The following is a 21,317-nucleotide window of genomic DNA, read 5'->3' on the forward strand; positions in this document are numbered from 1 at the left end:
CTCCATCACTTCCCGGATAGATGAACCAAACCGCTGCGATCGCCCTAGGATTAGCCTATATTGTCGGATTACTAATGGCGAGCTTTAGCTGGGGAGGATATTCTCTCCTCGCCCTAGGAGTCGGAATGGCAATTATGACAACCATTTGGCAATATAAACTCCGTGGCCGTCTGATTAAGCCAAATTCTCCGACTACTACAAACCGCCGTCAAAGGCAACGTAGACAAAGGACATCTGATCCAGATAGGTTGACAGTCCCCCGACCTCCTATCCCTAGAAGCCTTTGGCTAGTAGCTGGATTAATAGGTTTCCTCGCTACCCTATATTTTCAACTACAAACTCCACAACCAGGGCCTCATGACATTAGCAGATTAATTGTCAGCGGTGGTAATGCCGAAAACCTGGTAATCACCGTCTGGGGAAGGGTGATTAGTTCTCCACGGGTCACTCGTTCAGGAAATGTCCAGTTTTGGCTACAGGCTAACCTTGTTAACCAGATTACCAGTAATGATCAGAACAGCCCGGTTCAGGTTAACAAAACAGTTACAGGTAAACTTTATGTTACCGTACCCATTCTACAAGCCACAGGATTACAAGGCAACGAAACTGTTTCTGTGACCGGAACTTTATATGCACCAAAATCCCCTTTAAATCCTGGTAGCTTTGATTTTAAAGCCTATCTCGCCAGACAAGGGGGGTTTGCGGGAATGTATGGTCGCCACCTCTCTATTAACACTACCCCTAGGTGGGGACTGTCTAGGGTGCGACAGCGAATTGTCAGGGCTAAGGTTCAGGGTTTGGATGTTACCAAAGGCACACTATTATCAGCCATGGTTTTGGGGCGGCGGGCTGTGGATATCTCCCCAGAAATTAGCGATCGCTTTGTGCGAGTTGGTTTAGCTCATACTTTAGCCGCTTCTGGGTTTCATGTCTCTTTACTTCTGGGCGTAGTCCTAGCTTTGACAGCCCGCTGGTCTCCTAAGTTGAGATTGGTTTTTGGTGCAACTATCCTATTGTTATATGTCGGATTAACTGGGGGTTCGGCTTCCGTACTGCGGGCGGCTTTAATGGGGTTAGCTGCGTTGGTGGGTGTCGTCATGAAACGACAGGTGCGACCCTTGGCTGTGTTATTAGCTGTAGCCGTTTTCTTATTGTTATGGAATCCTCTATTGATTCAAGACTTAGGATTTCAATTCAGCTTTTTGGCAACTCTGGGGCTATTGGTGACTGTACCACCTTTGATGCGATCGCTACAATGGCTTCCCCCAGTAATTGCTAGTTGTATAGCAGTTCCTATCGCCGCCACCGTTTGGATTCTTCCCCTGCAAATTTATGTGTTTAATTTGGTATCACCATTCAGTATTTTTGTCAATATTTTGGTGGTGCCTTTTATTACAGTCATTACCCTGGGAGGAATGCTAACTGCATCGGTCGCGATCATCTCGCCCTGGGCGGCTGCCGCTCTAGCCACCGCTTTATATTACCCCCTAGAAGGGTTAATTTATATAGTCGAATTTTTTAATGATTTACCTGGCAATTCCATCGCTGTAGGCAGTTTATATATGGCACAATTAATCGGTTTATATACCATTAATATATTGCTCTGTTTATTGCCGATACTCCTACCGGAAAAAGTTGGTAAAACTGACCAGAAGAAGAAAACCAGAAACCATAGCCGATTTTATGCCGTTATCGCTGGTATATTAATGGCGATCGCCATCATCACTTTACCCATGGCTTATGCTCAATTTACCCAATTTCGAGTCACCGTTTTAGCTACCGCCGAAAAACCTATTCTGGTCGTGGAAGATCGCGATCGCGTTTTGTTAGTAAATGCCGGGGATGAACGCACCGTTAAATTTACCGTTTTGCCCTTTTTACTAAGGCAGGGAATTAATCAGATTGATTGGGCTATTCTCACTCACCCTCAGCTAGGCTTGACTATCGGTTTCCCACATATTTTAGACACTTTACCAATTCATAAATTCTATGATACTCCCGCTTCTAAGAATGCTTACCAAGTGAGCGCCCAGGCTATTCAAAATAAAATTGTTAGCGCCCAAGGACAATATCTAACTCTGCCAGTTCAGCAAAATTTGGATTTAGGAGAAACTCAGGTTACACTGATTAATGCTGAGGTTCCCCTGGTGGAATTTATGATCAGCGATCGCCGCTGGCTACTCATGGGAAATATCCCCAAACAACAACAATCACAGTTGTTACAACAGTATGATTTATCCCCCGTTGATGTCCTCTGGTGGTTGGGTAACGATTTGAATGCTCAACTACTAGAGACCCTCAAACCCCAAGTGGCGATCGCCACCACTGATACCCTCAGTCCGGAAACATCTCAAATGCTCGAAAATCTTAACATTCAACTATTTTGGACTGGGCGAGATGGCGCACTACATTGGACACCACAGCAGGGCTTTTCCCCTAGCATTACCGCCGACCAAACCGTTGACTGATACATTTACGCGACATTTATCCGGCTATTGCCTGACAATGCGACGATAGCACTATTACCCGTTAAGGTAACAGAGGCGGTATCCCGCAAAGCTTTTAGAAAGATTCCAAAAGCACCGTTCCAGTCCCTGGGTAGAGTGAACCCACACTCAGGACATCGGAACACTTTTGAGCCACCTAGCTGGGAATGCACATGACCACAGTGAGTACAGGTTTTGCTGGTGTATTCTTCCGTCACATCTACAACTGTGGTTCCAGTTATCTCGGCTTGATGTCTCAGGGTTAGTTTGAATCGATAATGCGCCCATGTCAGCATGGCGCGGGCAGTCTTAGACCTGATTAGACGCTTCACCTTGGCAACCATATCGGAAGTCTCGAAGGTGGGCAAAAAAATTAGGCTGTAGTTGTGAGTCAAGTAGTGAGCAATTTGTTTGTGGGCTTCATCAACTAGATTGCGGATTTTGGTTCTCATTCGTTGAGCCGCTTGCCTCATCCGTCGCCTCCTTGAACGACAGGGTTCCTTGGCGATTCGGCTGATCAAATCATCCAAATGTTGACATAGCCTAGTAATGCCTCCAATATCCCCGGAGCCCAATTCCAGAAATCGTGAACCATCAAACCCGGTTATGAAAGTTCGGACACCCGGGTCTAATGCAATCACGCCAGTAGCGTCAGTTGGGGTAACGGCAACTGGTTCAGGGAAAATCGCCAACCATCGACCTTTGGTAAACACCAACTGAGTCCCTTGCCCGCAAGTTTTAGGGATGGGTTCGGAAACCATGAAAGTTAATCCTTTCGTTAGTCTTGGATACCAACTCCCTGAAGAGAAATTAGCATTGTTAAACTTGATGGCTTGAGAACTATCCCGACAGCTCCTAAACCTGGCGCCTGGACTGGCTGAAAAGGCGAGATAGGCATCAAAGATAGCATTCTGCCGAATGTGGCAGGGTGTTTCTTTGACCCATGCAGGCAAGTCGCTCTGCATCACTTTATTGCGTAACTTTAACTTGCTTAGTCGTTTACCACTCCGGGATAATGCAATTGCTTGGTTGTAGCAATACCGACAAGCGGCCAACCATTTGCGCCAGACTTGATTTAGCTCGGGGCTGGGGTAAATCCGGATCTTCTTTGACCTGAGTTTTGTATTTACGCACTCCGTATAATCGGGAACTGAAGCAGTGGAAGAGGGCGAGGATGTCCTCAACCATTTCTCGTTCTGGACTGAGACTTGTCTGGTTGAGAACCATGAGTGAGCACCTGTTTTGCTCACAGAGCCATCGAAACAAGTCAAATCCAAACCTTGCCAATCGGTCTTGGTGGGCAATGACAACCATGCGGACATCTCCTGACAAATGATGTCCCAGTCAGGCCAGCATTTTCTTTCCCTTGAAGTTGAGCCCGCCTCCGATTTCTGAGACGACTTCTGCTTCGGGGTAGAGGTTGGACAGTGCGGCCACCTGTCGGTTGAGGTCTGACTGCTGGGCGCAGCTACTAACTCTGGCATAGATAACGACTTTGCGTTTGTCACTGCCTGATTTGGCAGCAGTATATGACTCAACGTTGTATCGTCGTTGCCCAGCGGGGGTTCTGATGGTGTCGATTGAGCCATTGTCGTCCCATCTGCGGAGTGTTCTTTCATGGACTCCAAGGATTTGGGCGGCTTCCTTGGGTTTGACATATCTGGCAATAGGTTTATCCTCAACTCTTCTCGCTTATTAGACCCTATTGCCCTAAAATATTAACCTAATTTGAGATTAAATCATGCTCCTTTTTGTGACACTCCTAGGTAATCATACCGTAGGGTGCGTCAGACACCGAGAATTATCATCAACACCCGATAATTGATTTCTGACGCACCAGACACCGAGAATTATCATCAAAGCCCAGATAATTGATTGAGGTGCGTAGCGCCGATAATGATTCGGTGAGGATGTAGATAGCCTGCTTCTGACGCACCCTACGAAAATGATTAAGTCGAACCTAGGTTACAAATTTACATCCGTGACCGCGCCGCGACTGCTAGTGGATACCAACTTAGCATACTTAGCTAGGACTCCCCTCGTATAGCGAGGTTGACGAGGCTGCCATTCCTCCCGTCGCGCCTGTAATTCCTCATCAGAGATATTAATTTGTAATAGGCGGGCTTTAGCATCAATAGTAATACTATCGCCCTCCTTCACTAAGGCGATCGCACCTCCGACCGCCGCCTCTGGAGCCACATGACCCACAACCAGACCATAGGTTCCCCCTGAGAAGCGACCATCAGTAATCAGCCCCACAGAATCCCCCAAACCAGCCCCAATAATCGCCGAAGTAGGAGCCAGCATCTCCCGCATTCCCGGCCCCCCTTTCGGGCCTTCATAGCGGACGATAATCACATCTCCCGGATTAATTGAACCCGCCAGAATTGCCTCAAGACATTCCTCCTCCGACTCAAACACCCTAGCCGGTCCAGTAATTTGAGGATTTTTGACCCCAGTAATTTTAGCCACAGACCCCTCCGAAGCCAAATTACCCTTGAGAATAGCCAAATGTCCTTGAGCATACATAGGATTATCCCAAGGGCGAATCACCTCCTGGTTAGGGTCAGGTTCAGCCGGGATATCAGTCAACTGTTCCGCAATAGTTTTACCAGTAATCGTCAAAGCATCGCCATGTAACAAGCCATGTTCCAACAACATTTTCATCACCTGGGGAACTCCCCCAGCTTGGTGAAATTCTGTAGTTACAAACCGACCACTAGGTTTCAGGTCGCACAATACCGGAACCCGTTGTCGCATAGTTTCAAAATCATCCAGAGTTAGTTCTACCCCCATAGAACTGGCGATCGCCAGTAAATGTAGCACCGCATTAGTAGAACCCCCCACAGCCATAATCACCGCCATAGCATTTTCAAAAGCATCACGGGTGAGAATTTGGCTCGGTAAAATCTGTTTCCGAATCGCCTCAGCCAATACAAACGCCGATTGTTCAGTGCTTTCCGCTTTCTCCGCATCTTCAGCCGCCATAGTCGAAGAGTACATCAAACTCATCCCCATAGCCTCAAAAGCTGACGACATAGTATTAGCCGTAAACATACCACCACAGGAACCCGCCCCAGGACAAGCATTGCGTTCAATCCCCAGTAATTCCTCATCAGGGATTTTCCCCGCGCTATGTTGTCCCACCGCTTCAAAGGCGCTAACCACAGTGAGGTCACAGCCATTATAGTGACCCGGTTTGATAGTTCCCCCGTAAACGAAAATTGCCGGAATATTCATGCGAGCAATGGCAATCATCGCCCCAGGCATATTTTTATCACATCCGCCAATAGCTAACACCCCATCCATACTCTGACCATTACAGACAGTTTCTATGGAATCGGCAATTACATCCCGCGACACTAGGGAATATTTCATCCCCTCCGTACCCATAGAGATACCATCACTGATAGTAATCGTTCCAAACAGTTGGGGCATAGTTCCCGATTGTCTCAGGGCCGCTTCTGCCCGTAATGCTAAATCATTTAAGCCCATATTGCAGGGAGTAATGGTACTATAACCATTAGCAATGCCCACAATGGGTTTATTGAAATCCTCATCGCCAAAGCCTACAGCCCTTAACATAGCCCGGTTAGGGGTTCGCTGATTGCCCTGGGTAATTGCTTTACTTCTCAAATTATCTGACATCCCTGGTTTCCTGTTTCTAGTAAATCTTGGGGGGTTGACCTATTTTCTCTGGTATCTTTCCCTAACGATCCTATAATTTACCAGGTTAGTGATGCCTAAGCGATCGCTAATTGGGGACAGGATGTGGGGGTTACCCCTCAAATTATGAACTATCACCACCAATGTGCCGTTTTCAGGAGATGATTATTACATACAGGGTATAACTACGCGGTTGGACATATAGTGCGGAAAGTAGGGAAACTTGTTGAAATCATAATTCTGAGGGATTTTAGCCCTCAGTTGTTTAATACTGCAATACTGATGATGAGGTTAATTAAACATGGAGGTTGAGGAGCTACTCAAACAATATGCCGCCGGAGAGAGAATGTTTCGGTCTGTTAACCTGGTTGGGGTCAATCTCAGTGATATGGATCTGCGGGAGGTTAGCTTTATCCGGGCTAATCTCGAAAATACTAGCTTCATTAATACTAATCTGAGTGGCTCTAATTTCCGTGAGTCTAAATTGATGGGCGTGGATCTCACTGATGCTCAACTCGCTGATGCTAACCTGATTAGCGCTAATTTAACTGATGCTAATTTTTCTAGGGCTAATCTAACCGGGGCTAGTATGCGGGGGTCTATCTCCAAAAATGTCACCCTAAATATGGCTAATCTTACTGATGCTAATTTGGCTGAGGCTAATTTTACAGAGGCTAATTTTATTGGCGCTCATCTAGTTAACAGCACTTTGATCCGAACTAATTTGTTAAAAGCTAATTTGAGTGGTGCTAACTTGGATGGAGCTAATCTCACTAATGTGATTATGCGCGATTCTACCCTTGAGGGTGCTAATTTATCTAATGCTACCCTCAGTGGCGCGATGCTGATGGGAGCTAATTTTCATCGAGCTGATTTGAGTCGGGTTACTATGGTGGGGGCTGATTTAACTGATGCTAACCTCAGTGAGGCGAATCTACGGGCGGCTAATGTCAGTTGGACCAGTTTAAGGGGGGCTAATATGAGTCGCGCCCGACTTTATCGCACTAAACTCAATTGGTCTAATCTTAGTGGCGTTAATTTGATTGAGGCTGTCATGTTGGACACGGTACTCTACCGCGCTAATTTGCGTGATGCTGATTTGCGGGGCGCTATTTTACCTGATTAATTAGCCTTTAGGGCGAGAATCCCGCAATAATTAGGGGAATTAATATCAGGGCTGTTAACACCACTGTTACTGTGATCGGATCTATCTCGGGCTTTGGTTGCGGATTGCTCATGATTATTACTTAGTGCTACAGGACATCAAAATTAGTGTTTCTGACTCACCCTTGGTTAATTAGTCTAACTTAGAGATAATCGGCTTGGTATACTCAGAATTGATGGAGGTCATTATAGCATAGTGTATCAAATTTGTATATATTTATGCTCCATAAGTTCTGATGGAAATCCGGCTCTATACCATGATCAATATGGGTGAATTGCCATTGAGGTTTGAGAAACTATTGCTGATGTTAATATTTGTTAATGTGGCTAGAGTGAACCCGACAGAGTATGCTACAAGGTTGAATTAATTTGTGGTGAGGAGTAATTCCAATGCAGTGGACAAATAGGTTGAATTTCATTGCCGCTACCCCAACTATTATTGGTATAAGTGTTTTAGGAGTTGCTGTTCCTAAAGCCTTGGCTGATATTGTCTGTCGGGGAACTATTTTCCGGACCGACGCAGATAACCTATCTTTTTCTGTTCCCTGGAGTCCTAATACTGGCTTTGAACAGGAAGTAGAGTTTCGTAATGCTCGGACGGGTGCGGGTATCGCTCAATCTTCCCGTTTACAATTCGATCGCAGAAATGATCAAGGTCAACGGGTTTATCGTGGCAATGTCAGCGGTATGGCTAGTGTCACTTTAATTGATTTGGCAGAGTTTCAACCTAGACCCGGAACTAAAGTTTCCGTATCCTATGATGGTCAATGGGGACGCGGAACCTGTTCTGGTCTTTAGTATCTTCGATCGCTTAATGTGCCTTATCCTCATCTCTGTGGCAGATATTCCGAAGTTGACAGGGACGTGATCAAACTTAACAATAGGTGTCACTTGACAATTCAGGTTATGGTGTTCTGTGCTAGAAATTAGGTAGAGATTTCCCGCTGCGGTGCTGAGGTAAAAACCTAACCCGTAAGTTAAGAGGGAAGTCTTGTATCTGCTATGATACTTCGTAGCCCAGAGACTCTGGGTGGTAATGCCTGTGGAGCTTAATTTAATCGCAGATTAGTTGAACCAATTAGGGCGATCCGCTACAATACCAAGTATTGTGCGAGACCTTCGGGTATGAAATAGAGCTGAAATGGGCGAAATAACTACCCGGTGAGGACTTCAACCCCTTGGTTGATTGGGTCGCATCCCTAGCCATCCCATAACACAGCCTGATTTTTTGGGCTCACCTTCGAGACTTCCAATATGGTTGCCAAGGTGAAGCGTCTAATCAGGTCTAAGACTGCCCGCGCCATGCTGACATGGGCGCATTATCGATTCAAACTAACCCTGAGACATAAGCGCGGAAATAACTGAACAGTTGTAGATATGACCGAAGAATACACCAGCAAAACCTGTACTCACTGTGGTCATGTCCATTCCCAGCTAGGTGGCTCAAAAGTGTTCCGATGTCCTGAGTGCGGGTTCACTCTACCACGGGACTGGAACGGTGCTTTTGGAATCTTTCTAAAAGCTTTGCGGGATACCGCCTCTGTTACCTTAACGGGTAATAGTGCTATCGTCGCATTGTCCGGGAACAACCGGAAAAATGTCGCGTAAATGTATCAGGTATCGGAACGGGGCAACAATGTTGGGAGGCTTAGGCCACTTGTACCAACGAACTGCTAGGGAAGACCAAGGAAACAGGAATGCCTTATCGCAAGGTAAGGAAGCCCTCATCGTAATCTTGGATTCGATGACGGGAAGATGTCAGAATAAATTGGTTATATTATAGACCTGGGCTTCGCGAAGGCGAATCTAGGGTGTATAAAATAGCGAGGGGAGGTTTTGATCTCCTCGTTGCGAAACCTTATCAACCAAGTTATCCGTGTGAGGAGAGAGAGAGTGTCGAAACGATCATTAAATCTTTGGCTGCTCAGTCCAGCAGTATTGGGAGCTAGTCTATTAGCCTCTCTACCTGCGGTGGCGGAAATTTCGGCTACTGAGACAGGAGAAACAGAATTAACGACAAACAACGCTATCACGATCGCATCTATTGAGGATGTCACAGCCGAGTTACCCCAGCAACTAGCTCAAGTTCCGGTTAACCCCCATGCTGGCGGTGTATTTTCCCAAGGTAACTCAGTCGCGGACCGTGGCACAGAAATTCCCCTCGCTGACCTAGATGCTCCCAGTTCCGATGGGAATACGCTAAATCAGCTCAATCAATACGGTAGAGAAGGACAAAGCCGGAGACAGTCTCAGGTGACTTCCGTTTCTCAGTTGTCCGACGTACAGCCTACAGATTGGGCATTCCAAGCACTCCAGTCTTTAGTTGAGCGCTATGGTTGTATTGCAGGTTATCCAGATGGGACATTCCGAGGAAACCGTGCCTTAACCCGTTTTGAATTTGCGGCGGGGGTTAACGCCTGTTTAGAAAGGGTTAACGAATTAATTAACGCCGCCACAGCCGACCTAGTGACTCGGGAAGACCTGGCGAAAATGCAGCGACTGATGGAAGAGTTCGCGGCGGAACTAGCCAGCATTCGCGGACGGGTAACCGTGTTAGAAGCTCGTACTGCGGAATTGGAAGCTAACCAATTCTCCACCACTACCAGGCTGCATGGGGAAGTCATCTTTTGGCCGGGTGATAGCTTTGGCGATCGCGCTAGACATAACGTGGCAGGAGGTCCCTTTAGCCGCCGCAATAGTGACCCGACCCAAACCTATCTTGGCTATCGAGTTCGCTTAGACTTCGATACTAGCTTCACCGGACAGGATCTGTTAAAAACCCGTTTACAGGTTTACGACAATCCCAACCTGAGCGACTTCGACCTAACCAATAGCCTGATGTCTCGGACTCCCTTTGATGGGACTTCCAACGGAGTAGAGCTAGATGATTTATACTATCGTTTCCCAGCTTTCAATGGCAGGGCGCAAATCTTTATCGGTGCTAACAGCCTCGATTTAGATGACACCATGGAAATTCTGACCCCCTTTAATAGTGAAGGTACAGGCTCAATTTCCATGTTTGGTCAGCGCAACCCTGCCATTTTCCGGGGTCCAGAAGGAGCCGGGGTAGGGGCTAACTTCGCCTTTGGCGATCGAGACCGTTACCGATTGAATCTGAGTTATTTAGCTGGTAACGCATCGGATGCTACTGCTGGGAATGGCTTATTCAACGGTAGTAATACAGCATCGGCTCAGTTTGTGTTTGAACCGACGGAAAAACTGGGATTTGCGGTAGAATATGCCCGCAAGTATTTCACTAACGGCGGTGTAGAGGTAGCTGGCGGGACTGGTAGCTGGATTGCCGATCGCCCCTTTGGTGATAATGCGACCACCAGTGATAACCTAGGTTTCCAATTCAATTGGCGGCTGGCTAACAGCTTCCAATTAGGAGGTTGGTTCGGTGCTACCTGGGCTAACCAACAGAATAATGGCAGTGATAGCGCGACCATTCTCAACTGGGCGGTAACTCTTGGTTTCCCCGATTTACTGCGAGAAGGCGACACAGGCGCATTAATTGTGGGAATGCCTCCTAAAGTGACCTCCCATGACAGACCAAGCCTAGAAAATAGTGATACTTCACTGCACATTGAAGCCTTCTATCACTTCCCCTTCAGCGAGTATATTTCCATTACTCCCGGAGGATACTTCATCACCAATCCCGGTCATAACGATCGCAATGCCACCATTTTCGTAGGAACCCTGAGAACTACATTCCAGTTCTAACCCCAGTTCCATTCAGATATTAGCAGATTGAGTTTTGAGCGACCCCATATCGGTTCTCAAAACTCATTTTTTTGTTATATTTTGGGGAAATGTTAAGCAACCAAAAGGAGCGCCTATCGAAACCATACACGGAAACCTGCAAGGTCTCAAACCGAGTCAGCTTAAACAACTGCAACGCCTGTACCATCAAAAACTACCAGGCGATCGCATTACTACTTCAGAATTTGCCCAGCGACTCGCCGGGGTAAGTACAGACATCAAAGAGCCAGTCTGCGCCTATATAAACCGTCGTGGGCAGGTGATTAGGGTGGGAGTAGGCACGGTCAGTCAGACCCGCATTCCTGCCCTAGAATTGCCCCGCTATGGTAATGGTCGCCTCAGTGGTATTCGGTGTATAGCCACCCAGTTAAAATCTGATGTACCTAGGGAGTCAGTCTTAACCGCCATGGCTATGCAACGGTTAGATGTTTTGGCGATTTTGACCCTGACCGGAAGCGGGTTTGAACGTCGTGGGGGGGGTGGGACAGGTTATGTGAAAGAAGCCTATCTCGCCCATTTGTTACCCCAAGGGGAAGGGGAAAACCAGACCCAACTTGATAGTCCTCTGGCTCCAGTACCCTATTATGTTTCATCCCCCATGAGTCTTGATGTTCTCTCTAACCAAGATTTCCTGGATTTGGTAGATGGACTAGAAGCCGAATTTCAGCGGGAATTTGTCGCCCTTGATGTCAACTCTGACCAAGATAGGGTGCTATTGGTGGGGGTACAAACTGACAAAATTTCCACCCAGAGATTTGAAGAAGGGTTAGCCGAATTAGCCCGCCTGGTGGATACTGCGGGGGGTATTGTCCTGCAAACTCTTCGCCAAAAGCGATCGCGTCCCCATCCCCAAACGGTAGTCGGAGAGGGAAAAACCCAGGAAATTGCCCTGGCGGCGCAAACTCTGGGGGCGACCTTAATTGTTTTCGATCGCAGTTTATCTCCGGCGCAAGTCCGTAATTTGGAAACCCGCATTGGAGTCCGAGTAGTCGATCGCACGGAAGTTATCCTAGATATTTTCGCCCAACGCGCCCAGTCTGGGGCGGGAAAATTACAGGTTGAACTCGCGCAGCTAGAATACAGTCTACCGCGTCTCACCGGAAGGGGTCAGGCTATGTCTCGGTTAGGTGGCGGTATTGGTACTCGTGGACCTGGGGAAACTAAACTAGAAACCGAAAGACGGGCCATTCAGCGGCGCATCGCCCGCCTTCAGCAGGAGGTTAACCAACTACAGGCCCATCGCGCCCGTCTCCGCCAACGTCGCCAACGCCAGGAGGTTCCTACATTGGCTATTGTGGGTTATACGAATGCGGGTAAGTCTACTTTGCTTAATGTTCTCACCGCTTCGGAAATTTACGCCGCTGACCAATTATTTGCTACTCTCGACCCCACTAGCCGCCGCCTAACTATCCCCGATGCGATTACGGAAGAACCCCAAAATATTGTAATTACTGATACGGTGGGGTTTATTCATGAATTACCCCCAGCTTTAATTGATGCTTTTCGCGCTACTTTAGAGGAGGTGACTGATGCTGATGCCCTGCTGCATTTGGTAGATTTATCTCACCCAGCGTGGCAGGCACAAATTCAATCCGTGATGGAGATTTTAACTCAAATGCCGATTACTCCCGGTCCGGCTTTATTGGCTTTTAATAAAATCGATTCTGTGGATGGGGAAACTCTCCGTTTTGCCCAAGAAGAATACCCCCAAGCTGTATTTATTTCGGCTGCTAATGCCCTCGGTTTGGAAACTCTCCGCCGCCGCATTGCACAGTTAATTGATTATGCGATCGCTAATCAATAAGAGACTTCCAGAAACCCGGTATCTCCCAGAAACCCGGTTTCTCCCAGAAACCGGGTTTCTTTTCCCAGTGTCTTTTCCCAATTGTGGTATCATCGGAATACTTCCTAATCAGTAGTTACTTATGACCATTGGGCGATCGCTTCGTCGTGTAGCGATTTGTAGCGGAATTTATGTTGGGGCTTCCGTCTTATTACCGGAGTTGGCTATCCCGGTCGGTTTTTTATCGACTGAGAAAGGTCAAGACATATTGACCAAAGTGGGCGAAATGATTAGCGGTGTGACGGCGGGTAATACGGCTAATGCAATTGATAACTTTGACCGAAGCAGAGGTTCTGATTACGTTAGGCTAGAGAATGAGGATTTAATTCGCGTTTGTGGAAAGGCGATCGCGCAAATTATTCATTTGGCTGCCGAACAGTATAATAACCGCAATTTCAAAGATTATAATCAACGCTATTCTAAACATCTGAAAATGATAGCCGCCCAAGCTACCGAAAAATGGGTAAAATTGGCGCGTTTTGAATTTGATCAATCTAAATATAAACAGTTAACCGAGGGAGAAATCCCCTTAATTCTTACCCCCACAGAAGAAGGGTTAACCCAAGCGGAAATTTTGACCGTTGAAGAGTGGCGGGATATTTTAGCCAAATTAGATTTAAAGGCGGTAGACTCAGACAAAGGCGTTGATTTGCCGGGTTATGTGCGCCAATATGTAGCAGAATTACTGCATAAAGAATTTCCGCGAGTCTTACGAGAAGCATTAAAACAGGACTTTAAGGCAGATGGGAAAGCCTTTGCTGGGTTAATGATTCAACTGATTACTGGCATTAGTCAAGAGTTGGATAAACAGGGTGAAATTGCCCTAATTTCCTTGGCAAAAATCGAACAGATAGAACAGCAGTTAAACGGAACCGAACAGGAGATCCAGGAATTATTTATCGATATTTCTGACCGGATGCAAACCGGGTTTGAGCAACTTTGCCATGAATTCGGACTTCTTGAGACCAACATTAACAAAAACCTGCAAACAATCCGAGAATCACTGGTTGAGATTAAAGAAGATACAACAGTTATCCGACAAGATACTACAGAAATCAAAGAATCTCTGGCATCTATGCAGGATGAATTTACGAAGCGTATGTTGGATGAACTTAGTAAGGTACGGCAGGATATTCAAAGCCTTAATCAACCTCACCCTAGGGAAACTACCGAGGAGAAACTACTTAAAGCATTGCTGAATTTAGATTATGATAAACAGGCGAATTTATTTAAAGAGTTTGTGGACAATCATCAAATCGGAGCTTGTTTAGTTCACGGTTCGCGTGAAACTGCACCCCGTTGGTTGCTCAATCGTTTGATTCGCCATGTTCCCAACGGCAAGACATCTACCAACCGCAACGCATCTGATAGTAATTATGTTAATTTTGTAGCAAAAATCAGTTTTGTTTCCCGGAGTTATGCTTACTCCTTAGACAATTTTTTAAAAGCAATTAGTCGTGAATTGAAAATGGTAGAAACCAGTTCAGTTACAGACATTCATCAAAAAATTTTGGAATTATGGCAATCTCAAACGCTGATTTTAATTTTTACAAATCCTGACAAGGTTGAAGAATCTGATCTTGAGGAATTTTTGCAAGAGTTTTGGCAACCATTAGCCCAGTTGGCTCGTCAGAGAGGGACAACTCATGAAAACTACAGTTTACTTTTATTCTTGCTAGATGAAGATGGATGTACCAATCATTGGAATATTGCTTATACTCAAGAACCGACCTCAGATTTAATTCCCCACGCTCTGATTAAATTGATGGATATACAACCCATAACACGCCGACAATTATCAATTTGGCTAGAGTCATTTTGTGGCGCTGAAAAACTACTCGAATATACTGATAATTTAGTTGGTGAGATTATTGGAGACAGTCAAAATGGACTTCATAAAGATATCTTGAAAAAAATCTGCTCTCTCTGTAAAATTGAATTGGAGGACTATGTATCAACATGGATGAAATATTAACAACACCCACAGAAAACTTACGCTATACCGGAAAAAAGCATCCTCCTAAAGACCATAAGGAGAATGGACAGCGAGTTTATCCCTATTTACCCAGTGATGAACTTGTGGAAGCCGTTAATTTAGCCATTACTTTACAGCGTCCTTTGCTGCTGCAAGGTGAACCCGGTTGTGGTAAAACTAAATTAGCCCAAGCTGTCGCCTATGAGTTGGAATTACCCTATCTCTGCTGGACGATTAAATCCACCAGTCGCGCACAAGATGGCCTCTATACCTATAATAACTTAGCCAGACTGCGGGACTCTCAATTACTGGGGTTAGGTCAAATTACTGACCCGCAAGAAAAACGGCGGGTTAAAGACCCTAAAACCTATGTAGAATTGGGTAAACTTGGGGAGGCTTTTCTCAGCGATAAACCTACCGTTTTATTGATTGATGAAATTGACAAGGCGGATATTGATTTCCCCAATGATTTATTATTGGAGTTAGACGAAAAACGCTTCTCTATACCCGAAACGAAAAAGGAAAAGACGGCTAGACATTCTCCGATTATCTTTATTACCAGTAATCAGGAACGAGATTTACCCGATGCTTTTTTAAGGCGCTGTTTATTTCATTATATTGAGTTTCCCAAAAAAGAACGGTTAATTGAGATTATTATGGCTCGGGTTTTTGGGGTTACACAAGATAAATCAACGATTCCTGAAAATGAAAATGAGTTGATTGAAGCAGCGGTGGATAAGTTCCAGGAGTTGCGGGAATTTTTGCGGGAGGAAAAAGGAGAAAGAGGTAAAAATATCAGTACCAGTGAGTTGATTGATTGGTTTGAGGTCCTGCGTAAATATCCTCATGATGAGGTGCTGAAAAAGTTACAGGGTCCACTTCCCTATTTAGGGGTTTTACTGAAAACTTGGGATGACCACCGACTTTATTTAAGCAAATCTAGGGGGAAGGATGAAAGTTAATGATTTACCCCTGCGAGAGTTATTTGACAAGCTGCGTCAAGCGGGTTTTGTGTTGGGGATTGATGAATATGAACTGCTGTTAGAAGCCTTGATGAAAGGGTTTGGCATTGAGGATGAAGCGGCGTTAAAAAGACTCTGTAAAACTTTGTGGGTGAAGTCGGTTGAAGATGAAAAAATTTTCAATTCTTATTTTGAGGAGGTGATGTCTCAACCCCTTGAGAATCCATTGGTCACAGTCGAGAAACCTACTCCCGCCAAACCAGCGATTCCTACTACACAGCCGCAGGTAAAACAGGTAAAAACGACACCCACATTACCTCCAAATGATGAGAGGGTATCACCGGATAAATTACCCCCGCCTGAACCACGCCGTGACGAACCCCCACAGCCACCAACTCAGCCATCTTCGGAAGCTGAAAAATCAGAACCTGATGAATCTGAATTTATGTTGCCAGAGGTGGCGGTAGAAATGGATGATGAGGTACAGTTACTGAAAACCATAACCAGTGAACAGTTTTTTTTATCTTCGGATTATTTGCCGTTAACCAAAAGGGAAATGAAACAAACTTGGCGTTATTTACGGCTTCCGATTCGCGAGGGGCCATTGGTTGAATTAGATGTGACGGCAACCATAGAAAAAATTATCCGGGATGGGTTTTTCTTGGAACCCGTGTTAGTCCCCCGACGCAGGAATCTGGTTGAGTTGGTTTTGCTGTTGGATATTGATGGTTCAATGGTGGCTTTTCATCCTTTGGGGGATAGACTGAAAGACACTGCGACGCGGGGGGGAAAGTTGGGTGCATCGCGGGTTTATTATTTCCATAATTGTCCGGTGGATTATGTTTATGGGAAGCCGGGATATTCTGAGGCGGTGAGGGTGGAGGATATGTTGAGCGGATTATCTGCCAATCGCGCTTGTATGCTCATTTTTAGCGATGCTGGCGCGGCACGGGGGGGATATAGTGAAGATAGGTTACAATTGACTGAGAGATTCCTGCGGCAGTGTCAGCAACACTTACGTTATCTGGTTTGGGTGAATCCTGTGCCGAGAGAACGGTGGGCAAGGTCCACGGCTGGGGAAATCGCTAAGTTAATCCCGATGTTGGAATGCGATCGCCTTGGGTTACAAAATGCCGTTAAGGTGTTACGGGGAAATCCAGTGAGTCAGTCATAAATCCTAGCATTTTTTCATCTAATTGTCAAGGGTATTATTGTATGAAACTCAAAGATGAATTACAACAAAGACGAGATGAAATTTTAGCGGTTGCACAACAGCATGGGGCGTTCAATGTGCGGATATTTGGGTCGGTGGCGAGGGGGGAAGAACAGGAGGATAGTGATATTGATTTCTTGGTGGAAATGAACAGTAATTGCAGTTTATTGGATAGAATTGCCTTAATCCAAGATTTAGAGGACTTGTTAAACCGAAAAGTTGATGTCACGACGGTTAAAGGTTTACGGGATTATTTGAGAGAACGGATTATCAATCAGGCGATTAGTTTGTCAGATTTGGGCAATCATTGAATGATGAAAATGGACGGCATATCATGGAACTAGAAGCGGCTAAACGTCGGATTAATGCTTTTCAGAAAAGGTTTGGGGAGCCTCACCTTTTGTTTGCTTATCATGCCGCGTTACCGTTGGCGATAACTCCCGATTTGCTGTATCAGATTTTGGCGAATTTTCGGCGGGATATTCAGGGGGAATTTATCGAGATTCCTTGGATTGCGGTTTCGGATTTAATTCTCTCCAGTTTGTGTGATGAGGTGGGGCATGAATTGTATGAAATGGATGCGACAGTCCGCCAAGAATTGTTAGACCAGTTGAAAGCTAATCCTCGATTTACAGGGCAACGCCTGAAGGAAGTGGCGTGTTTTTTATTGCAGTATGTGCAGAAAGATTTAAACAGTCAAGATAGTTATGACCGGGAGTTTGCCGAGTCGCAAAGTTGGGCGGCTTGGGCTTATGCCAAACCTCAGAAATCAGTGGAGTTATTGGCGGCGGCTTTCCGGCGGGCATATCAAGAAAATCCTAGGGATTTGATGCGACTTTCGACGCTGACGGAGATGATTCATCAACCGATTACAGAGTTTGACCGCCTGCTAATTTTTGCCAGGGCAATGGGGCATTATCGACGCAAGAAGTTTGAAGAAGCAAAGGCAGGGATCGCCCAGTTACCGCATGAGGGCGGGGTAGTTTCTGTGAGTGACAAGATTAAGATTCCGATTCCCCGCGAGTTGTTACCTGTTATTAAGACGGTTGAGGATGAAGAAATCGCTAAGTTGCTTGGAGTTATTGAAAATACTCAGGATGAAAATACCCGTAGGGAGGCGATTGAGAGTTTAGGGGAAATCGGTGTCGGAAATCCTGAAGCGATCGCCACGTTAGTTCAAGTTATTGAAAATACTCAGAATGAATATATCCGTAGTCGGGCTGCTAATAGTTTAGAGAAAATTGACCCAGGAAATTATCAAGTTATTGCCGGGTTAGTTCAAGTTATTGAAAATACTCAGAATGAATATATCCGTAAGCGGGCGGCTGAGAGTTTAAGAAAAATCGATCCCGGAAATCCTCAAGCTATTGCCACGTTGGTTCAAGTGATTCAAAATACTCAGGATCAAGATAACCGTTGGCGGGCGGCTGAGAGTTTAGAGAAAAGTTTAGAAAAAATCGGTGTCGGAAATCCTCAAGCGATCGCCGCGTTGGTTCAAGTTATTGAAAATACTCAGGATGAAGATACCCGTAGGAAGGCGATCGCAAGTTTAGAAAAAATCGGTGTCGGAAATCCTCAAGCGATCGCCGCGTTGGTTCAAGTTATTCAAAATACTCAGGATGAAAAGACCCGTAGGGAGGCGGCTGAGGGTTTATGGAAAATCGACCCCGGAAATCCTGAAGCGATCGCCGGGTTGGTTCAAGTTATTCAAAATACTCAGTATGAACGTACCCGTAGGCAGGCGATCGCACGTTTAGGGGAAATCGGTGTCGGAAATCCTGAAGCGATCGCCGGGTTGGTTCAAGTTATTCAAAATACTCAGGATGAAGATACCCGTAGGAAGGCGGCTGAGAGTTTAGGGAAAATAGACCCCGGAAATCCTCAAGCGATCGCCGGGTTAGTTAAAGTTATTGAAAATACTCAGGATGAATATACCCGTAGTCAGGCGATCGCACGTTTAGGGGAAATCGGTGTCGGAAATCCTGAAGCGATCGCTGGGTTGGTTCAAGTTATTCAAAACACTCAGTCTGAATATACCCGTAGTCAGGCGGCTGAAAGTTTAGGGAAAATAGACCCCGGAAATCCTGAAGCGATCGCCGCGTTGGTTCAAGTTATTCAAAATACTCAGTCTGAAAATACCCGTGGTCAGGCGGCTGAAAGTTTAGGGAAAATAGACCCCGGAAATCCTGAAGCGATCGCCGCGTTGGTTCAAGTTATTCAAAACACTCAGTCTGAATATACCCGTAGTCAGGCGGCTGAAAGTTTAGGGAAAATAGACCCCGGAAATCCTGAAGCGATCGCCGCGTTGGTTCAAGTTATTCAAAATACTCAGTCTGAAAATACCCGTGGTCAGGCGGCTGAGAGTTTAGGGAAAATAGACCCCGGAAATCCTCAAGCGATCGCCGGGTTAGTTAAAGTTATTGAAAATACTCAGGATGAATATAACCGTATGCTGGCGGCTAAGAGTTTAGCAAAAATCGACCCCGGAAATCCTCAAGTTATTACTGGGTTGGTTCAAGTTATTCAAAATACTCAGCATGAATATACCCGTAGGCAGGCGATCGCCACTTTAAGAAAAATCGACCCCGGAAATCCTCATCTGTAAATCAAGTCGCTTTCACCCTTCACCGGACTTCCGAAACCCGGTGGCTTGTTGAGACTCTTAGAAACCCGGTTTCTCTAAGAAACCGGGTTTCTTTTCCCAGTAGCAGGGCGATCGCCACTTTAAGAAAAATCGACCCCGGAAATCCTCACCTGTAAATCAAGCCGCTTTCACCCTTCACCGGACTTCCGAAACCCGGTGGCTTGTTGAGACTTTTAGAAACCCGGTTTCTCTAAGAAACCGGGTTTCTTTTCCCAGTAGCAGAGCGATCGCCACTTTAAGAAAAATCGACCCCGGAAATCCTCACCTGTAAATCAAGCCGCTTTCACCCTTCACCGGACTTCCGAAACCCGGTGGCTTGTTGAGACTCTTAGAAACCCGGTTTCTTTTCCCATTTCTTTTCCCAGTAGCAGAGCGATCGCCACTTTAAGAAAAATCGACCCCGGAAATCCTCACCTGTAAATCAAGCCGCTTTCACCCTTCACCGGAATTCCGAAACCCGGTGGCTTGTTGAGACTTTTAGAAACCCGGTTTCTTTTCCCATTTCTTTTCCCAGTAGCAGGGCGATCGCCACTTTAAGAAAAATCGACCCCGGAAATCCTCACCTGTAAATCAAGCCGCTTTCACCCTTCACCGGACTTCCGAAACCCGGTGGCTTGTTGAGACTTTTAGAAACCCGGTTTCTCTAAGAAACCGGGTTTCTTTTCCCAGTAGCAGAGCGATCGCCACTTTAAGAAAAATCGACCCCGGAAATCCTCATCTGTAAATCAAGCCGCTTTCACCCTTCACCGTACTTCCGAAACTCGGTGGCTTGTTGAGACTCTTAGAAACCCGGTTTCTTTTCCCATTTCTTTTCCCAGTAGCAGAGCGATCGCCACTTTAAGAAAAATCGACCCCGGAAATCCTCACCTGTAAATCAAGCCGCTTTCACCCTTCACCGGACTTCCGAAACCCGGTGGCTTGTTGAGACTTTTAGAAACCCGGTTTCTTTTCCCATTTCTTTTCCCAGTAGCAGGGCGATCGCCACTTTAAGAAAAATCGACCCCGGAAATCCTCACCTGTAAATCAAGCCGCTTTCACCCTTCACCGGACTTCCGAAACCCGGTGGCTTGTTGAGACTCTTAGAAACCCGGTTTCTCCCAGAAACCGGGTTTCTTTTCCCAGTAGCAGAGCGATCGCCACTTTAAGAAAAATCGACCCCGGAAATCCTCATCTGTAAATCAAGCCGCTTTCACCCTTCACCGGACTTCCGAAACCCGGTGGCTTGTTGAGACTTTTAGAAACCCGGTTTCTCTAAGAAACCGGGTTTCTTTTCCCAGTAGCAGAGCGATCGCCACTTTAAGAAAAATCGACCCCGGAAATCCTCATCTGTAAATCAAGCCGCTTTCACCCTTCACCGGACTTCCGAAACCCGGTGGCTTGTTGAGACTTTTAGAAACCCGGTTTCTCTAAGAAACCGGGTTTCTTTTCCCAGTAGCAGAGCGATCGCCACTTTAAGAAAAATCGACACCGGAAATCCTCATCTGTAATCAAGCTCCGCCTTCACCTCCGGACTTCCGAAACCCGGTGGCTTGTTGAGATTCTTAGAAACCCGGTTTCTCTAAGAAACCGGGTTTCTTTTCCCAGTAGCAGAGCGATCGCCAC

At 46.1% G+C, this 21,317-nt stretch carries 12 protein-coding genes and 2 pseudogenes; 11 read left to right on the top strand and 3 right to left on the bottom strand.

Features of this window, described 5'->3' with window-relative positions:
* The first annotated feature begins 20 nt into the window (after positions 1–20).
* Positions 21–2,468 (top strand): ComEC/Rec2 family competence protein, encoded by a 2,448-nt coding sequence (locus HFV01_RS23905; RefSeq protein WP_187758754.1) that lies wholly within the window; start codon positions 21–23, stop codon positions 2,466–2,468.
* A 5-nt stretch (positions 2,469–2,473) separates the two neighbouring features.
* Here the strand turns inward: HFV01_RS23905 and HFV01_RS23910 are convergent, their stop codons facing one another.
* From HFV01_RS23910 to ilvD, 3 genes and pseudogenes are all read right to left on the bottom strand, one after another.
* Positions 2,474–3,541: an RNA-guided endonuclease InsQ/TnpB family protein gene (locus HFV01_RS23910; protein ID WP_318285913.1), complete on the bottom strand. Its 1,068-nt coding sequence runs from the start codon at positions 3,539–3,541 to the stop codon at positions 2,474–2,476.
* Between the two features lie 37 nt (positions 3,542–3,578).
* Positions 3,579–4,154, bottom strand: a pseudogene (locus tag HFV01_RS32210) (IS607 family transposase); the annotation flags it as partial.
* Between the two features lie 297 nt (positions 4,155–4,451).
* A complete protein-coding gene (gene ilvD, locus HFV01_RS23920) occupies positions 4,452–6,134 on the bottom strand; it encodes a dihydroxy-acid dehydratase (RefSeq protein WP_006621736.1) in 1,683 nt (560 codons plus the stop codon).
* Between the two features lie 319 nt (positions 6,135–6,453).
* On the opposite strand from ilvD, the gene HFV01_RS23925 reads away from it, so the two are divergent.
* From HFV01_RS23925 to HFV01_RS23970, 10 genes and pseudogenes are all read left to right on the top strand, one after another.
* Positions 6,454–7,278 carry a pentapeptide repeat-containing protein gene (locus HFV01_RS23925; RefSeq protein WP_006621737.1) on the top strand — a complete coding sequence of 275 codons (825 nt, stop codon included), beginning with the start codon at positions 6,454–6,456 and terminating at the stop codon, positions 7,276–7,278.
* A gap of 428 nt (positions 7,279–7,706) precedes the next feature.
* Positions 7,707–8,114 (top strand): hypothetical protein, encoded by a 408-nt coding sequence (locus HFV01_RS23930; RefSeq protein WP_006621738.1) that lies wholly within the window; start codon positions 7,707–7,709, stop codon positions 8,112–8,114.
* A gap of 438 nt (positions 8,115–8,552) precedes the next feature.
* Positions 8,553–8,924 (top strand): annotated as a pseudogene (locus tag HFV01_RS23935) (zinc ribbon domain-containing protein); the annotation flags it as partial.
* A 285-nt stretch (positions 8,925–9,209) separates the two neighbouring features.
* Positions 9,210–11,039, top strand: coding sequence for an iron uptake porin (locus tag HFV01_RS23940; RefSeq protein WP_008056836.1), 1,830 nt, complete (start codon positions 9,210–9,212; stop codon positions 11,037–11,039).
* Between the two features lie 34 nt (positions 11,040–11,073).
* Positions 11,074–12,882: a GTPase HflX gene (gene hflX, locus HFV01_RS23945; RefSeq protein ID WP_008056837.1), complete on the top strand. Its 1,809-nt coding sequence runs from the start codon at positions 11,074–11,076 to the stop codon at positions 12,880–12,882.
* Positions 12,883–13,003: 121 nt separating this feature from the next.
* Positions 13,004–14,896 carry a hypothetical protein gene (locus HFV01_RS23950; RefSeq protein WP_193520443.1) on the top strand — a complete coding sequence of 631 codons (1,893 nt, stop codon included), beginning with the start codon at positions 13,004–13,006 and terminating at the stop codon, positions 14,894–14,896.
* On the top strand, positions 14,881–15,858 hold the full coding sequence (locus HFV01_RS23955; protein WP_193520444.1) for an AAA family ATPase: 978 nt from the start codon (positions 14,881–14,883) through the stop codon (positions 15,856–15,858). Before HFV01_RS23950 ends, HFV01_RS23955 begins: the two co-directional genes overlap by 16 nt.
* Positions 15,848–17,032: a CoxE gene (locus tag HFV01_RS23960; protein WP_193520445.1), complete on the top strand. Its 1,185-nt coding sequence runs from the start codon at positions 15,848–15,850 to the stop codon at positions 17,030–17,032. Before HFV01_RS23955 ends, HFV01_RS23960 begins: the two co-directional genes overlap by 11 nt.
* A gap of 41 nt (positions 17,033–17,073) precedes the next feature.
* Positions 17,074–17,382 (top strand): nucleotidyltransferase family protein, encoded by a 309-nt coding sequence (locus tag HFV01_RS23965; RefSeq protein WP_193520446.1) that lies wholly within the window; start codon positions 17,074–17,076, stop codon positions 17,380–17,382.
* Complete coding sequence (locus HFV01_RS23970) at positions 17,379–19,676, top strand: HEAT repeat domain-containing protein (protein WP_318285914.1); 2,298 nt, start codon at positions 17,379–17,381, stop codon at positions 19,674–19,676. The genes HFV01_RS23965 and HFV01_RS23970 overlap by 4 nt, the downstream gene beginning before the upstream one ends.
* Positions 19,677–21,317 lie beyond the last annotated feature (1,641 nt).

The sequence above is a fragment of the Limnospira fusiformis SAG 85.79 genome, assembly GCF_012516315.1.
GTDB lineage: Bacteria > Cyanobacteriota > Cyanobacteriia > Cyanobacteriales > Microcoleaceae > Limnospira > Limnospira fusiformis.

What these genes read in the sequence shown, in the direction of transcription:
- HFV01_RS23905 (WP_187758754.1), top strand. Translation starts at nt 21, where the DNA reads ATGAACCAAACCGCTGCGATCGCCCTAGGATTAGCCTATATTGTCGGA.
- ilvD (WP_006621736.1), bottom strand. Translation starts at nt 6,134, where the DNA reads ATGTCAGATAATTTGAGAAGTAAAGCAATTACCCAGGGCAATCAGCGA.
- HFV01_RS23925 (WP_006621737.1), top strand. Translation starts at nt 6,454, where the DNA reads ATGGAGGTTGAGGAGCTACTCAAACAATATGCCGCCGGAGAGAGAATG.
- HFV01_RS23930 (WP_006621738.1), top strand. Translation starts at nt 7,707, where the DNA reads ATGCAGTGGACAAATAGGTTGAATTTCATTGCCGCTACCCCAACTATT.
- HFV01_RS23950 (WP_193520443.1), top strand. Translation starts at nt 13,004, where the DNA reads ATGACCATTGGGCGATCGCTTCGTCGTGTAGCGATTTGTAGCGGAATT.
- HFV01_RS23955 (WP_193520444.1), top strand. Translation starts at nt 14,881, where the DNA reads ATGGATGAAATATTAACAACACCCACAGAAAACTTACGCTATACCGGA.
- HFV01_RS23960 (WP_193520445.1), top strand. Translation starts at nt 15,848, where the DNA reads ATGAAAGTTAATGATTTACCCCTGCGAGAGTTATTTGACAAGCTGCGT.
- HFV01_RS23965 (WP_193520446.1), top strand. Translation starts at nt 17,074, where the DNA reads ATGAAACTCAAAGATGAATTACAACAAAGACGAGATGAAATTTTAGCG.